Source organism: Xenorhabdus vietnamensis (genome assembly GCF_002127535.1).
GTDB classification, from domain to species: domain Bacteria; phylum Pseudomonadota; class Gammaproteobacteria; order Enterobacterales; family Enterobacteriaceae; genus Xenorhabdus; species Xenorhabdus vietnamensis.
The window spans coordinates 206,009-221,579 of sequence record NZ_MUBJ01000003.1; the positions used below are offsets into that span (position 1 = coordinate 206,009).

At 39.1% G+C, this 15,571-nt stretch carries 15 protein-coding genes and 3 tRNA genes; 4 read left to right on the forward strand and 14 right to left on the reverse strand.

Going from position 1 to position 15,571, the window contains the following annotated elements:
• Positions 1-112: 112 nt before the first annotated feature.
• The 8 genes from Xvie_RS04990 to Xvie_RS05025 all read right to left on the reverse strand — a co-directional run bounded on the left by Xvie_RS04990 (position 113) and on the right by Xvie_RS05025 (position 4,924).
• Positions 113-199, reverse strand: a tRNA-Leu gene (locus tag Xvie_RS04990).
• A gap of 6 nt (positions 200-205) precedes the next feature.
• Positions 206-279 (reverse strand) — tRNA-Cys (locus tag Xvie_RS04995).
• Positions 280-284: 5 nt separating this feature from the next.
• Positions 285-360 (reverse strand) — tRNA-Gly (locus Xvie_RS05000).
• 144 nt (positions 361-504) lie between these two features.
• Positions 505-1,053 (reverse strand): CDP-diacylglycerol--glycerol-3-phosphate 3-phosphatidyltransferase, encoded by a 549-nt coding sequence (gene pgsA / locus Xvie_RS05005; protein WP_086108252.1) that lies wholly within the window; start codon positions 1,051-1,053, stop codon positions 505-507.
• Positions 1,054-1,109: 56 nt separating this feature from the next.
• Positions 1,110-2,942: an excinuclease ABC subunit UvrC gene (gene uvrC, locus Xvie_RS05010; RefSeq protein ID WP_086108253.1), complete on the reverse strand. Its 1,833-nt coding sequence runs from the start codon at positions 2,940-2,942 to the stop codon at positions 1,110-1,112.
• Between the two features lie 21 nt (positions 2,943-2,963).
• Positions 2,964-3,623: a UvrY/SirA/GacA family response regulator transcription factor gene (gene uvrY, locus Xvie_RS05015; protein WP_086108254.1), complete on the reverse strand. Its 660-nt coding sequence runs from the start codon at positions 3,621-3,623 to the stop codon at positions 2,964-2,966.
• 364 nt (positions 3,624-3,987) lie between these two features.
• Positions 3,988-4,389 (reverse strand): GFA family protein, encoded by a 402-nt coding sequence (locus tag Xvie_RS05020; RefSeq protein WP_086108305.1) that lies wholly within the window; start codon positions 4,387-4,389, stop codon positions 3,988-3,990.
• A gap of 175 nt (positions 4,390-4,564) precedes the next feature.
• Complete coding sequence (locus tag Xvie_RS05025; RefSeq protein ID WP_086108255.1) at positions 4,565-4,924, reverse strand: hypothetical protein; 360 nt, start codon at positions 4,922-4,924, stop codon at positions 4,565-4,567.
• Positions 4,925-5,162: 238 nt separating this feature from the next.
• On the opposite strand from Xvie_RS05025, the gene Xvie_RS05030 reads away from it, so the two are divergent.
• Entirely contained in the window at positions 5,163-6,758 is a 1,596-nt protein-coding gene (locus Xvie_RS05030; RefSeq protein WP_086108256.1) for an FGGY-family carbohydrate kinase, read from the forward strand.
• A 207-nt stretch (positions 6,759-6,965) separates the two neighbouring features.
• Here Xvie_RS05030 and Xvie_RS05035 read toward each other — a convergent pair whose 3' ends face one another.
• A complete protein-coding gene (locus Xvie_RS05035) occupies positions 6,966-7,889 on the reverse strand; it encodes a DMT family transporter (RefSeq protein WP_086108257.1) in 924 nt (307 codons plus the stop codon).
• A 44-nt stretch (positions 7,890-7,933) separates the two neighbouring features.
• Between Xvie_RS05035 and Xvie_RS05040 the strand changes: the two genes are divergently transcribed.
• Together Xvie_RS05040 and speD are read left to right on the forward strand one after the other, a co-directional pair.
• Positions 7,934-8,905: a LysR family transcriptional regulator gene (locus Xvie_RS05040; RefSeq protein WP_244175459.1), complete on the forward strand. Its 972-nt coding sequence runs from the start codon at positions 7,934-7,936 to the stop codon at positions 8,903-8,905.
• Between the two features lie 38 nt (positions 8,906-8,943).
• A complete protein-coding gene (speD, locus tag Xvie_RS05045; protein ID WP_244175461.1) occupies positions 8,944-9,270 on the forward strand; it encodes an adenosylmethionine decarboxylase in 327 nt (108 codons plus the stop codon).
• Between the two features lie 126 nt (positions 9,271-9,396).
• Here the strand turns inward: speD and Xvie_RS05050 are convergent, their stop codons facing one another.
• Both Xvie_RS05050 and Xvie_RS05055 read right to left on the reverse strand, forming a co-directional pair.
• A complete protein-coding gene (locus Xvie_RS05050; protein WP_086108258.1) occupies positions 9,397-9,882 on the reverse strand; it encodes a GNAT family N-acetyltransferase in 486 nt (161 codons plus the stop codon).
• 163 nt (positions 9,883-10,045) lie between these two features.
• Entirely contained in the window at positions 10,046-10,537 is a 492-nt protein-coding gene (locus tag Xvie_RS05055; protein WP_086108259.1) for a GNAT family N-acetyltransferase, read from the reverse strand.
• 130 nt (positions 10,538-10,667) lie between these two features.
• Between Xvie_RS05055 and Xvie_RS05060 the strand changes: the two genes are divergently transcribed.
• The gene (locus Xvie_RS05060) at positions 10,668-11,051 is read left to right on the forward strand and encodes a nuclear transport factor 2 family protein (protein ID WP_086108260.1); all 384 of its coding nucleotides are present in this window, start codon (positions 10,668-10,670) and stop codon (positions 11,049-11,051) included.
• A 56-nt stretch (positions 11,052-11,107) separates the two neighbouring features.
• Here the strand turns inward: Xvie_RS05060 and cycA are convergent, their stop codons facing one another.
• The 3 genes from cycA to putP form a co-directional block, all read right to left on the reverse strand.
• Positions 11,108-12,514, reverse strand: a complete 1,407-nt coding sequence (gene cycA / locus Xvie_RS05065; protein ID WP_086108261.1) for a D-serine/D-alanine/glycine transporter — start codon at positions 12,512-12,514, stop codon at positions 11,108-11,110.
• A gap of 465 nt (positions 12,515-12,979) precedes the next feature.
• Positions 12,980-13,489 carry a DUF2867 domain-containing protein gene (locus Xvie_RS05075; RefSeq protein WP_086108262.1) on the reverse strand — a complete coding sequence of 170 codons (510 nt, stop codon included), beginning with the start codon at positions 13,487-13,489 and terminating at the stop codon, positions 12,980-12,982.
• Between the two features lie 140 nt (positions 13,490-13,629).
• The gene (putP, locus tag Xvie_RS05080; protein ID WP_086108263.1) at positions 13,630-15,114 is read right to left on the reverse strand and encodes a sodium/proline symporter PutP; all 1,485 of its coding nucleotides are present in this window, start codon (positions 15,112-15,114) and stop codon (positions 13,630-13,632) included.
• Between the last annotated feature and the right edge of the window lie 457 nt (positions 15,115-15,571).

Genomic DNA, 15,571 nt, shown 5'->3' on the forward strand with positions numbered 1-15,571 from the left:
GTGCATGTTGATTGCAATAGACTAGAGTAGACCTAAAAAGAAAAGACCTGATTGATTTATCAGGTCTTTCTAGGAGTTAGTTTACTAGAGTAGACGTTAATAAACTTATGTTTGGTGCCCAGGGCGGGACTTGAACCCGCACAGCCTAAAGGCCGAGGGATTTTAAATCCCTTGTGTCTACCGATTTCACCACCTGGGCTGAATTTGGAGGCGCGTCCCGGAGTCGAACCGAGGTTGACGGATTTGCAATCCGCTGCATGGCCACTCTGCCAACGCGCCTTTTTTGGAGCGGGAAACGAGACTCGAACTCGCGACCCCGACCTTGGCAAGGTCGTGCTCTACCAACTGAGCTATTCCCGCCTTTCTTCGAACTACTTGATTTACTTAACTTGTTTTGTAAACCTGATACGCCGTTCGATGCGTTGCATTCTACTTACTTCATGAAATGAGTCAACACAATTATTTATAAAACTCATTCGTTCGATGATTTTTGCGCCACTTCGATCAGCCTTCACGCAAATCATTCCATGCAGCGTTCAAATATTGAAACATTGACCAGAACGTCAAAACCGCAGCAACATATAATAAGATTACTCCCCCTATTTCGAATCCCTCACAAGGGCGCCATAATAAGGCAACCAATGCCGCCATTTGTGCTGTGGTTTTTATTTTTCCCATCCAGGAAACAGCTACATTACTACGTTTTCCCAATGCCGCCATCCACTCTCGCAGGGAAGATATGATGATCTCACGTGCAATCATCGTCGCAGCAGGCAATGTAATCCACCATACATGGTAACGTTCTGCGATCAACAATAACGCAGTAGCAACCATAATTTTATCCGCCACTGGATCAAGAAATGCGCCAAAACGCGTTGTCTGCTTCCATAAACGCGCAAGAAAACCATCAAACCAATCTGTTGCAGCAGCGATAATAAAGATAATGGAACACAACATCGGTGCCCATTGGAATGGCAGGTAAAATGCCAAAACAAAGAATGGAATTAAGGCAATACGGAACAGAGTAAGCCATGTTGGAATATTTAATTGCATAATGCTTAGTAACTATCTGGCCATGTGAAGTTTATTAATATGGTGCATTAATACTTTTATTGTTTCAATGCATTATAGATTTTTTCTGCCAGTGAATAAGAAATAGAAGGCACTTTTGCGATCTGTTCTACACTTGCGTTTCGTAAAGGCTGTAATCCACCCATATATTTTAATAGCATCTGTCTGCGTTTTGGTCCAATACCCTCTATCGATTCAAGTGTACTGGTCTTTTTCACTTTTCCCCGGCGCTGGCGATGCCCTGTAATGGCATGGTTGTGAGATTCATCACGAATATGTTGAATAACATGTAACGCAGGTGAATCAGGAGGAAGTGATCTCCCCTCTCCTTCCGCTTCAAAAAACAAAGTCTCCAACCCTGCCTTACGATCACTGCCTTTTGCAACCCCAATCAGTTTCGGATACTTTTTATTCCATTCAACCTCCAAAGAATCGAAGACTTCAATCGCACGAGCAAGTTGCCCTTTACCACCATCAATAAAGATAATGTCCGGAATTTTTGTCTGATCAATAGCTTTACTATATCGACGATGCAAAACTTGGTTCATCGCAGCATAATCATCTCCCGGAGTGATACCTGTGATGTTATAGCGGCGATATTCTGTACGCACAGGACCATTACCATCAAAAACAACACAAGATGCAACAGTTTGTTCGCCCATCGTATGGCTAATGTCGAAACACTCCATACGTTGGATTTTGTCAAGGCCGACAAATGTCGCCAATGATTCTAAGCGCTGATGAATCGTCGATTGTTGGGAAAGTTTCGTAATCAAGGCCGTTGCAGCATTGGTACGAGCCAATTTTAGGTAACGAGCCCTATCTCCTCTTGGTCGTGATTGGATGTAAATTTTCCTGCCCGATAATCCAGAAAGTGATGTTTCCAATAGTTCTTTTTCAGGTAAAGAGAAGTCCAATAAAATTTCTGTCGGCAACGTCCTGCTTTGGCTTCCTTGAAGATAAAATTGACCAAGAAAAGTTTGTACTACTTCATCTAATTTCGTATCCACCGGAATTTTGGGATAGTAGCTTCGGCTACCCAATATTTTACCCTGACGGATAAATAAGACATGTACACAAGCCATCCCCGCCTCAAAAGCAACACTAATAACATCAAGATCATCTCCTTCTCCAGACACAAATTGTCGTTCAGTGACTTGCCGTACTGCTTGGATCTGATCTCGATAACGGGCAGCTTCTTCAAATTTAAGCTGTTGACTCGCTTTCTCCATTTTCCCAACCAGCTTATCCAGTACTTGCTGATCTTTTCCCGCCAAAAATAAACGAACGTATTCAACTTGCTGCTGATATTCTTCATCCGTTACGAGTCCCTTAACGCATGGGGCAAGGCAGCGTCCAATCTGATATTGCAAACAAGGTCTTGAGCGATTGCGATACACGCTGTCTTCACATTGGCGAATAGGGAATAGTTTCTGCAATAAAACCAAAGTATCACGTATTGCATGAGAATTAGGAAATGGACCGAAGTATTCGCCCTTCGCATGCTTGGCTCCACGATATAAAGCTAGGCGGGGATGAGTATCACTACTCAAGAAAATATAAGGATAAGATTTATCATCTCTCAATAATACATTGTAACGTGGTTGATACTGCTTGATATAGTTATGCTCGAGCAGGAGCGCCTCTGCCTCTGTGTGAGTAACAGTGACGTCTATCTGGGCGATATTTTTCACCAATGATTCTGTTTTGCGGCTGTTAACTTGTGTCCGAAAATAGCTAGATAGCCTTTTTTTTAGATCTTTGGCCTTACCAACATAGATCACTGTGCCAGTAGTATCATACATACGGTAAACACCCGGCTGACTGGTGACTGTTTTTAAAAATACCTTTGAATTAAATAGCTCCGCCACGATTTATCACCCATCGAATTATTACTCACCGCGAGCGACAATATTCTGTGTATCAAGTAATCCACAGCGTATCGCCATATGGGTCAATTCTACATCACCTTTGATATTTAGCTTACCGAACATTCTATAACGATAGCTATTCACTGTTTTTGGACTCAGATTCAGCAGCGTGGAAATTTCATTAACTTTGCGCCCCTGAGTTATCATTATCATAATCTGTAATTCTCGTTCTGAGAGTTCATCCAACGGGTTTTCTTTTTGGGGTGATAGCTGATTAAGTGCCATCTGCTGGGCAATATCTGGGGAAATGTAACGCTGCCCTGCATAAACAACCCGAATTGCATTGATCATATCCTGAGGAGTTGCAGCCTTGCTCAAATACCCCCTGATCCCTGTCTGCATCACTTTCGTAGGCAAGGAGCTTTCAGTGTGGACAGTTAACATAATCACCCGCGTGTCAGGTGAATAACGGATGATTTTTTTAGCTGCTTCCAACCCTCCCATGCCGGGCATTCCCATATCCATAATGACAACGTCCGTGCTGTTTGATCTACACCATCTGACCGCATCTTCTCCACTGCTGGTTTCTCCTACGACTTTAATTCCCCTTATATCATCAAGGATACCTTTCACGCCAATGCGAACCAGTTCATGGTCATCAACTAATAAAACATTAATCAAACAACATCTCCACTAACGTAATACCCACTCAAATAATGATAAATTAATAAACTCCAAAACCAAGCGGACACGCTGATTTTATCTTTATGATTTTCATAAGATAAATTGAAAGAAGACAACATCCTTTCTTGATGTGATATCAAAATCTTTTGGATGAAGTAACGGATTATACTAACATTAGCGCAAAACAAAAAGAAAATTGTTACATATCAATCAAATAAGCTTTATTGATAATTTTTTATTAATAAGTAGATAAACAACAAATTTTGTTTTACATATTTAAACTACGCATTCTTATTTTATTCATAACAATCTATTCTTACCCAGAAAAACATGAGGGGATATTTCCCTCATATTTCAGCTATTACTTAAATAAGTTAAGAATATCTTCTTTTGTCAGCATAGGAGTCTTTTCAACAAAGTTATAATACGCTGGTTTACTGTCCACATAAATCTGGCGAGATAATTTACTTAAATGATTATTCTCAAACAAAGCAATTGGAACATAATAAGCACTTGGATGATGCAAATGATAGAAAAGATGTGTGCCACATTTTTTACAGAAAGCACGCTCTGCCCATTCGGACGATGAATATGTTGAAATATTTTCAATTCCTTCTATTTCTAGATCATCCTTACAGTCTACGGATAGAAATGGGCCACCATTCCATTTTTGACATGTTTTACAATGACATACATTAACACCCTCAATGCATTGATTGGTTTTTAATTCCACTGCACCACATAAACAACGACCTTGATTCATCATTTTACTCTCTACCTGTAATAAGTTTATGAGGAAAAACCTTATATCTGAGATTGAGCAAACCACTGTATTTCACTAGAAATGCTATATGAACCACAATGATTTTCCATTTTTTCGCATAGTCATATAAATATTTTCTATGGCTTTCAAGCTGCTGCTTGATAGAAAAAATAGATCATTTATCTTTCACGTTCTCGCTATCATCATCAATATGCCAGCTGTGCAATATACGATGAACAAAAGGCGTCACTACCATCCCTACTGCGATAAAAAAGATAGCCTGAAGGAACAATCCATAAATGGCAGCAAAATATTTCCCCAGCGTACTGACTGGTTCAATATGCAGGTTTTGTGTTCCAATCATTGAGACAGAATTTAATATTGCATCAGGAATAGCATGGCTTTCAATCAAGAAAAAACCCAATACGCCAGGAATAATACCGATCAGAAAAATAACAAATGCATGTAAAAGAAAACGCAGCATCCGTAAAATAAATCGGTCAAGGCTAATTAATTTATCAGTAAATTTTTCCATACCAGATCTCCACTAATAAATTAGTTACCATGATGATTGTATGTTAGTTTTTATTTTTATCAATGATGATTCGCTGTATATGGCCAAATAACCTTAGCAATGACATATTTTTCTCTTTCAATAGATAAAAAAGATAACTGAAAAGTGATCAGAATAAGATGACTACTTTTCTTCAAAAACTAATTGGAACAAAAATCTACGCGACATTCAGCGTCATATAAAAACAACGAGGTATCGCATGGAAAAACAATATTTTATTGGTGTGGATGTTGGTTCAGCCAGCGTGCGAGCTGCTATTTTTGATCTAACAGGCACGCGATTGGCATTTTCCGTTCGCCCTATACGACAATTTCACCCCAAAACAAATTTTGTCGAACAATCATCAGTAGATATCTGGTCAAATGTCTGTAATACCGTCAAGGAGGCTACCTTTCAGGCAAATATCGATCCTACACACATTAGATCCATTGGTTTTGATGCCACTTGTTCACTAGTTGCAGTCAACACAGGTGGGCAACCACTGTCTGTCTCAGAAAATAATGTTCCAGAACGTGACATTATTATGTGGATGGATCATCGTGCAGGAAAAGAAGCCAACAGCATTAATCTCACCAATGACCCTACCTTACGTCACGTTGGCGGTGAAGTAAGTGTCGAAATGGCATTACCTAAGATTTTATGGCTGAAAAACCACTTTCCACAACGCTATCATGCAGCATGGCGATTTTTTGATTTAGCAGATTTTCTGGTATGGAAAGCAACAGGCTCTGATGTCAGTAGTATCTGTACTCTCACCTGCAAATGGAATTATCTTGCCCATCAAATGCAATTCAGCAAAGAATTTCTGCAAAAAATTGGGTTGGAAGATCTAACGGATAAAATACCACCAGTCATTCTGGAATTGGGTGAAAAAGCTGGCAATTTGACCTCTGAGACAGCCTGCGAATTAGGTTTACACGATAAGGTTATCGTTGCCAGCGGCATTATTGATGCACATGCTGGAGGGCTGGCGTTGATCGGTGCAAATCCGATAGGTAGTCTGGCTATTATTAGTGGCACTTCCAACTGTCATATGATTGTTAGCTCCAAACCAACAATGGTTCCAGGTGTCTGGGGGCCTTATTATGGTGCCATGCTGCCGGAATATTGGTTGAATGAAGGTGGGCAAAGCGCAGCAGGCTCGTTAGTTGAATGGTCGCTCCATCAGCATGAAGCATGGTCAGAACTGGAAGACGAAGCACATTCTTCTGGCCATCATTATTACCAACTTTTAAATGATGCCGTCACCCAATTGGAAAAGCTCGAAAAATATCCGACAGCTCAGCTTCATATCTTAGCTGATCATCACGGAAATCGATCACCACGAGCAAATCCCTGCGCCAAAGGCATGGTCAGTGGGTTAACTCTGGAAAAAGGACGCGAAGCATTGGCCCGGTATTATCTGGCTACATTGCAATCCATTGTTTATGGCACGCGCCATATTATTGACACCTTGATTACAGCAGGACATCAAATAGATCGTTTGGTAATGTGTGGAGGAGCAACCAAAAATCAATTGTGGCTACGGGAGTATGCCAACGCGACAGGACAAGAAATCCACTTAGCCCAAGAAGAAGATGCTGTTAATCTTGGAGCCGCTATATTAGGTGCCGTCGCCAGCGGAGCTTTTGCCAGTATCGCAGAAGCAGCACAAGCCATGGTGCGAGCAGGAAATATTATCTATCCAGATAAAGAAACTTTCCCATTCCATCAAGTAAAGTATAAGGTTTATTTGCAAATGTATCAGGACCAACAGCGTTATATTGATATTATGCGATCTACTATGCTTTTTTAATTACGGACTCACCAGTTACCAACCAATAAAGGAAACCCCATCAAAACAATGGGGTCAGTTACTGGAATATATTTAAATTCAAAAAGCAATTGAATAAACAGGGTGAATTTTCACCATAAGTTAATTTTATATACATCTGACATTACAGATAAGTCAACATATATCCATAATGTCATTAACTGAGTATACAAGTCTCTACTGCAGCTATTAATTCCTTAAAATATATTTAAATAACTTGTCCACAGTAATACTCCTCAGCCCCAAGATTACCCCCATAATAGTCATAACAATACCAATCAATTGTGACCAACTGGGTACGTCTCCCATCATTACCTGTATAATAAGTGCAAAAATAGGAACAAAGTTAAAAAATATCGCCGTCTTTCCAGCTCCACGAATAACAACACCCATATTCCAAAAAAGATAGGCAATAGTGGAACCACCAATACCTATATAGATACAAGCCAAATGGCTTTCAAATGTTCCAAAAGATAATGCAATAATCGGTGATTCAACAAAAAACGCAATAAACATCAATATAATCGCACCGAAAAGCATCGTCCAACTAGTAGTCTCCAGTGGTGTCGCATCTTTAACAAATACCCGTATTCCTACTGTGTAAATTGACCAACCAAGACTTCCCATAAAAATAATCATGTCTCCAGTTGCCACCTGAACTTCACCACCTAAAACCAATTGACCATTGGTAATGACTAAAGCAACACCCAGCAAGCTAATAACCATACCTGCTATACGCATAAATTCAGGCAACCGACGATATATAATAGCTTCCATAATATTGGCAGAAATAGGTGTCGTTGCCACAATCAGCGCAGCCGTGACTGGATTGGAACTTTGTAGGCCGACAAAAAACGCACCATTAAACCCCGCGACACCAATCGCACCCAGAACAATAAATGCACACCAGTTTTTTTTCAAAACTTTGCTGTGAATCCCCTCTTTCCATGCCAAAAAAATAAAAATACAGATAACCGCATAGAAAAAACGTTCAACAGAAGCCGTCCATGGTGGCAAGCTCGCAAGCGCAAATTTTGTTACCTGAAAATTTGATCCCCAAAAGAATGTTGCAATTAACGTAAGCACAATTGCTAACTGTGATGTTGTCTTCATACTCATTACCTTAATTTTTTGATTTATTTCAAGAAGAGTAATCTTTGGCAAAATCATTGTGGCATCTTTCAAAATTGAAATATTTAGGCAATATTGGTAATCAATTTTTCATAAATGGAAACCATACTATGCAATCACTTATTTGGGATGACATCCGAGTATTCTTAGTTGTTGCGCAGACGGGTACTATAAGTAAAGCGGCCGAGCTTCTTGGTATTGGTGTGGCAACAGTCTCAAGAAAAATCGAACGCTTGGAAAATACCTTCGGAATGCCGTTATTTCTGCGGCATCAGACAGGTTATCGGCTAACGGAAGATGGTGCAGAACTATTGGAAAAAGCCAAGAGCATGGAGATAGCAGCAAGTTCATTTCTGTTTGAAGCCGATATACGAGCAACTATTACAGGAAGTGTACGTTTTGCAACACTCGAAACATTAGCCAATCATTTAATCATGCCAAACTTGCCAGCCTTACAGAAAAATTATCCAAATCTGACGCTAGAAATCACAACTGATATCTACTCTGTAAATCTCCATCGCCGTGACGCTGATTTAGCACTTCGGATTATTAGACCAGAGCAAGGTCATGTTAATGTCCGACAAGTAGGAATCTTGGGGTTTGGCCTTTATGGAAGTGAAACCTACCTGTCTACTTGCCCCGCCAGTATATTTAGAGGTGAATACAACGACGCTCATTTTATTGGCTGGACAAATGAGTATTCACAACTGCCTTCGGTTAATTGGCTTAAGCAAACCCTACAAGGGCGTCCACTTTCAGTCGCAACAACATCCATATGTACTCAAATTGCAGCAGCAAATGCGGGTCTGGGATTAGCCGTGCTACCTCATATTGCAGCCAATGACGCTGGGCTTATTTGTATTTCGTCTGACTTAGGCATAGATAAACCCATCTGGCTTGTGATTCAATCTGATTTGGCTCATTCCCCTAGGGTGCGAAAAGTGGCAGACTTTTTGGCAGAGGTAGTTTTTCAAAATCAGGATAAACTTTCTGGATAGTCTGGAGTCAATTTCTTTAAGAATTAGCATCTAATCTTTTGCTCAAACTCTTGAATAATCCAATAGATAGTTATTATTCCGATAAATTAAAATCTATCTCTACAATTGAATCAATCATGCTTGATGTTGCTAAAGAATGTAACCTTAATATTGTTACTTATCATTTCCATGAATTTGAACCGTGGGGAGTCAGTGGTGTGATAATATTAGCAGAATCACATTTTACGATACATACATGGCCTGAATACCACTATGCTGCGCTTGATTTATTTATCTGCAATGAATTTAATCAGCAAACTCCCCTTATAACACAATTACAAACTCAACTAAGCTCAAAAGAATATGAGTATAAGGTGCTGCAATGAGGTTTCTAACTTTCAAATAAGAAAATATTTCTTTTATATGAATCTAAAATAAAAAGGAAGCAATCAGAACGATGCTTCCCTTATCCAGTTTGTTTCTATAATATTTAGACATATCATGCAAAACGACTATTGATTAAGGCCATTCACATCACAATATTGACCATTTCTTAATGACTGCATACGCCGAATACCTTCAACTTCAAATCCAAATTTTTTATACAAAGCAATTGCTTTTTCATTATCAGAAAACACTTCCAGTTCAATTCTGATACAACCTAACCAATTGAATGCATAATCAATTACAAAAGCCATCAATTTTGAACCAACGCCCTTGCCAGAATAATCGGCATCAACACCAATGCCAATCCCCACCGCGTGCCTGCGTCTCGGATTAGCATGGGTAAATAATTCTATTGTACCTATGACCTTGCCATTCACTTCAGCTACAAAACCAATATTTCCTTGCTCTCTATTTAGTTTTAAACGCTCCCGCCACATTTCGCACGAAGGACATGGGCGTTGCAAAGTATTAGAGTAAACCTCAGGATGGCTAAAAATTCGCTGATAATGTTCAGCATCTTCAGGTTCAGTCGCCCTAATTATAATCTCCATATGTTCCTCTTAATCACTGCTGACAAAAGACTAAACTCTCACCCAAAAGAAAGAATTAATTCACTGATAAGTGCGAAACTCAAATATCGAATAGCTTTAAATATAAAGCCATTAATTATTAAAAATCAGCCAAAGAAAGCAACCGAAATAGATATTTTCCTAATTACTTTATTAGAGACATTCCCATCACATCACAATATTGACCTTTTCTTAATGAGTGCATACGCCGAATACCTTCAACTTCAAATCCAAATTTTTTATACAGAGCAATCGCTTTTTCATTATCAGAAAACACTCCCAGTTCAATTCTGATACAACCTAACCAATTGAATGCATAATCAATTACAAAAGCCATCAATTTTGAACCAACGCCCTTGCCAGAATAATCGGCATCAACACCAATGCCAATCCCCACCGCGTGCCTGCGTCTCGGATTAGCATGGGTAAATAATTCTATTGTACCTACGACCTTGCCATTCACTTCAGCTACAAAAGCAATATGCCCTTGTTCTCTATTTAGTTTCAAACGCTCCCGCCACATTTCATGCGAAGGACATGGGCGTTGCAAAGTATTGGAGTAAACCTCAGGATGGCTAAAAATTCGCTGATAATGTTCAGCATCTTCTGGCTCAGTTGCCCTAATTATAATTTCCATACATACCTCTTTTTCAGCTTGACGCTATTATAACTACCTGATAAAAAAATAAATGTAAATAGCATATTAAATATTTATTGAAAATAAAAAATTAATCTATTGATGATTTTTTTATTTCTTTGGAGTTCATATGGTTCAGAAAAATACAGCTACTTTTGAATTGCTCAAAAATCTTGAAATAAGTCTTCACGGTGAAAAGAGAAATAATGCTGATTGGTTAAACATGGTATTACATGATGATTTTCTGGAAATCAGTAAATCAGGTTATATTTATACTAAAAAAATTGTGTTCGATGAATTAACTACAGAAATAAAAACTACTTTTCAAATTTTTTCAAAAGATTTTTCTATGAACTGTTTTGGTGAAAATATTGTATTACTAACTTATCAATCTTATGAGATAGATCGAATTGGAAAACCATTCAATCAAGCGCTTCGCTCATCAATTTGGCAATTATCTTCAGTTGATAAATGGCAACTGAGATTCCATCAAGGTACGATCATGTTTGTTTAAGATAAAAAATGGCTCAGTATTTGAGCCATTGACAGTTAATTTACGGAATTTTCCACTTAGTGAGTCAGATGTTTTTTGCGCTTTTTCACAATCTGAAGTCCGATCATTAGAATAATAAACCAAATTGGTGTGGCTATTAACGCTTGGCGAGTATCTGGCTGTAAAGAAAGTAGTACCAAGACAAAAGCAAAGAAAGCCAAGCATACCCAGGACATCACAATACCAAATGGCATTTTATATACCGAGGTCTGATGCAACTCTGGGCGGCGTTTTCTGTAAACCAGATAGGAGCACAGAATCATGCTCCAAATAAACATAAACAAAATCGCAGAAACGGTTGTCACTAGAGTAAAAACCCGCATCACATCTGGAATAAAGTAGATCAAAACAATCCCAAAAGAGAGACACAGACAAGTAAAGATCAACCCTGATGCAGGAACTGAACGACTGGAAAGACGGCTAAACTGCTTTGGCGCATCCCCCTCTTTCGACAAACCAAACAACATCCGACTAGTAGAAAAAACGCCACTGTTTGCCGAAGATGCCGCAGAAGTCAGGACCACAAAGTTCACCATGCTGGCAGCAGCAGGTAATCCAATCAAGACAAATAGCTCTACAAAAGGACTTTTATCCGCAATGATAGCCCGCCACGGTGTGACCGACATAATCACAATCAGAGACAAAACATAGAACGTAATAATGCGAATTGGAATGGCATTAATCGCTTTTGGCAAAGATTTCATCGGATTTTTGGTTTCCGCCGCAGCGGTTCCCACCAATTCAATACCAACAAAAGCAAATATCGCTATTTGGAACCCTGCAAAAAAGCCGCTTAATCCCATAGGTAGCATTCCACCATCACTCCAGACATTAGAAAGTGAGGCAACATGCCCTGCTGGCGATTGGAAATGAATGCCAATCAAAATGCCTCCTGTGACAATCAAGGCGATAATGGCAATAATTTTGATCATGGCAAACCAGAACTCCAGCTCCCCAAACAGTTTTACTGTCGCGAGATTTAGAGTTAACAATACCAGAACGCACAAAAGTGAAGTTCCCCATTCTGGAAAGTCAGGTGCCCAATATCCAACATAAGCAGTGATGGCAACAATATCTGCTATACCCGTAATTACCCAACAGAACCAGTAAGTCCAGCCCACAAAAAAACCGGCCCACGGCCCCAGTAAATCCGCAGCGAAATCACTAAACGACTTATAATGCAAATTAGAAAGTAATAACTCTCCCATTGCTCGCATAACGAAAAACAACATAAAACCTATGATCATATAAACAAAAATGATCGACGGCCCCGCAAGAGAAATAGTTTTACCTGATCCCATAAATAGGCCAGTACCAATGGCACCGCCAATTGCGATTAGCTGTATATGTCTATTGGTGAGGCTTCGCTGCAGGTGCGAACCTTCAGTTTCAGGAGTATGAGTGGGTTGTATTTTTTCTTCCATAGTTGTATCCAGTTTATTCTCACAGCACGGTCTTAATACACTCAAGCTGTGTTTAAGAGAACATTGTGACATAGACAACTGCGGTATTAACAGAAGGATTTAATATGAAAAGCAGAATGATTATATTTAAACCAATCAGTTAAGAGTCTATTGTACGCATTTCATTCATTCTGTAAAAGTATGGATATAGCACATTAACGTCTCGTTGGCACTGAAGAATAATTAATCATGTTGGGTCGTTAGCTCAGTTGGTAGAGCAATTGACGACAAACCCAGTCCGGCGTAACACTCCAATCCTTTCAGGTCATTTTCGTCATAGTCCATCTGGCAGGCTTCCTACACTCCTTCATTCAAGATGTTTCCCCCTGACACTTTTCCTCTGACACTAAATAAAGCACGAATATACATCCCAACCGGCTTAGTTACATAGTTTGTATATATTAAACGGCCAGTTCAAAGTGATTTTTAATCATTTAATACATGACCCACTTTAGATAGCATTTCCCTCACAATACTCGCGTGAGTGAGAGATACCGGAATCATATACATTTTTCCAAAAAAATTATGAGTTATGACAGATGCCGTCACAGCTACTATACAACCTGTACCATGATTACCGTTAGTGCAAACATTCAGAGATATCAAAACTGCCAAGTGTATATCTTTTGATAATAGACACATTTCATCATCACTGATGTGTACAACCTTAAAAAAATCAACATAGTCTCCATCTTGAAGTGTTTCTTTTAAATTTTCACCAGAGAACCCATGAATCTTTTTTACACCAGCAAGACTTGAAATCTTATCCCTTATATTAAAAGACATACGTAACCACAATGGTATTTCCTTTGTCATTTCATTATAAATATTAAGAGCGGTCACTTTATTATCAATAAAAGCCTTCTGTTGGCTATAATAGTCCAGTTTATCTTTTTTATCTAAGAGTAAAAAACCAAATCCATCACGATAGTACATATTTCACCACGACATTATTTTTCGAAAAAAATAAACCTGAGCAATATTAATTAAGAATGTAATAAATTATTCGATTTTCCCATACTATACTAAATAAATTAATAAGCCCCTGAGTCATCAGAGGCTTTTCATTTATCGGATTATTTGGTTTTATAATGTGCTTCTGCTTCGATAAAACGCTGTTGTGTCGCCTGACTTGGAGCTTTTCCTAACAGGCTCACCACGATGATAGCAATCGTCGCGAAAATAAAGCCCGGAATAATTTCATACAGGGAAAACCAATGGAATTCCATCCAAACCAGAACGGTGGCAGCTCCCACCAACATACCTGCTAACGCGCCATTACGGGTCATGCGTTTCCAGAGTACTGAGATCAGAACTACAGGGCCAAATGCCGCCCCAAATCCAGCCCAAGCATTACTGACCAATGCCAGTACCTTATTATTCGGATTAGCTGCAATCACAATGGCAATGATTGCTACCAACAAGACCATCATACGGCCAATCCATACCAGTTCTTTCTGGCTGGCTTTGGGGCGTATAAATGCCTTATAGAAATCTTCGGTCAGCGCACTAGAACAAACCAGCAACTGGCAACTCAACGTACTCATCACAGCAGCCAATACCGCAGACAGCAATATCCCAGTGATCCAAGGATTAAACAAGAGCACACCCAGTTCAATAAAGATACGCTCATGGTTTTGCGATACTGGCCCTGCCTGCTCAGGATACATTTCAAAATATGAAATACCAAAGAAACCAACAGCCACCGTACCCGCAAGGCACAGTAACATCCACGTCATACTAATGCGACGGGCTTTATGAATAGTCTGGTGAGAGTCAGCCGCCATGAAACGAGCCAGAATATGTGGTTGACCGAAATAACCCAATCCCCAGCCCAACAGAGAAACAATGGCAATAATATTCAGATTTTTAAACATATCTAAATATGCCGGACTTTTTGCTTTAATAATATTGATGGCAGTGTCAACTCCCCCCACGTTGAACAAGACCAGGACTGGTACTAGAATCAAAGCAAAAATCATTAAAGTTGCCTGAACAGTATCCGTCCAGCTAACTGCCAGAAAACCTCCGAGGAAGGTATAGGCAATCGTAGCCAATGCCCCTAACCAAATCGCTTTTTCGTAACTGATACCAAACGTATTTTCAAACAATAGGCCACCAGCTACAACACCCGATGCACAATAAATAGTAAAGAAAATCAGGATAACCAATGCGGAAATAATACGCAGAATTTTACTTTTATCTTCAAAGCGATGAGTAAAATAATCGGGTAACGTCAGCGCGTTATTACTAACTTCGGTATGTACGCGTAATCTACCCGCAACCCATCGCCAATTCAGGTATGCGCCTAGCAACAGGCCTAATGCGATCCAACTTTCTGAGATACCGGAGAGAAAAATAGCCCCCGGCAATCCCATCAATAGCCAACCACTCATATCAGAAGCGCCGGCAGATAATGCTGTTACCACACTACCTAATCTCCGGCCACCCAATATATAGTCATCAAAATTTTTGGTGGAGCGATACGCCATAAATCCTATCAGCAACATCGCAGCGATGTAGATAATGAAGGTAATGAGCATTGGTGAATTTACTGTCATGCAGGTTCTTCTCCATAGTGTTTTTATAAATCATGTATCTGCAAATGTGTTATTTGCGTAAATCATGTCATCTGTGCTTGAAGTAAGTTTAAGTAATACCTCATTTTTTATCAGGTTATAATTAAGTTGCACCTGAAGATGACATTAGTTTTCATTAGAACTATTTATACATGTAATTATTTTAAAATTACATTCTATCCTAGTTTAGCCAAAACATTTTTAACAACTAATTAACTGTATTTTTATAAAAAACGCTTGCTAAATCACATTTATCACTCCAAAAGTTGCACCTTAAATTAAACAACTGTTTATACCAAAAACTCACACAGTTAAAATAAAATCATAAATATCAATCAAATAGATAATAAACTTTACCGAGTAAATAATAAAAACAAGATTAATTTCACAAAATTAGAACATTCACTTTTAACAAAGTTGCACAAAGTTGCAACATGGA

Bases quoted from the DNA above. Each gene is read 5' to 3' on its own strand.
- Xvie_RS05030 (WP_086108256.1), top strand. From the start codon at position 5,163: ATGGAAAAACAATATTTTATTGGTGTGGATGTTGGTTCAGCCAGCGTG.
- Xvie_RS05055 (WP_086108259.1), bottom strand. From the start codon at position 10,537: ATGGAAATTATAATTAGGGCAACTGAGCCAGAAGATGCTGAACATTAT.
- Xvie_RS05075 (WP_086108262.1), bottom strand. From the start codon at position 13,489: ATGTACTATCGTGATGGATTTGGTTTTTTACTCTTAGATAAAAAAGAT.
- Xvie_RS05050 (WP_086108258.1), bottom strand. From the start codon at position 9,882: ATGGAGATTATAATTAGGGCGACTGAACCTGAAGATGCTGAACATTAT.
- pgsA (WP_086108252.1), bottom strand. From the start codon at position 1,053: ATGCAATTAAATATTCCAACATGGCTTACTCTGTTCCGTATTGCCTTA.
- Xvie_RS05060 (WP_086108260.1), top strand. From the start codon at position 10,668: ATGGTTCAGAAAAATACAGCTACTTTTGAATTGCTCAAAAATCTTGAA.
- Xvie_RS05035 (WP_086108257.1), bottom strand. From the start codon at position 7,889: ATGAAGACAACATCACAGTTAGCAATTGTGCTTACGTTAATTGCAACA.
- cycA (WP_086108261.1), bottom strand. From the start codon at position 12,514: ATGGAAGAAAAAATACAACCCACTCATACTCCTGAAACTGAAGGTTCG.
- Xvie_RS05025 (WP_086108255.1), bottom strand. From the start codon at position 4,924: ATGGAAAAATTTACTGATAAATTAATTAGCCTTGACCGATTTATTTTA.
- putP (WP_086108263.1), bottom strand. From the start codon at position 15,114: ATGACAGTAAATTCACCAATGCTCATTACCTTCATTATCTACATCGCT.
- Xvie_RS05020 (WP_086108305.1), bottom strand. From the start codon at position 4,389: ATGAATCAAGGTCGTTGTTTATGTGGTGCAGTGGAATTAAAAACCAAT.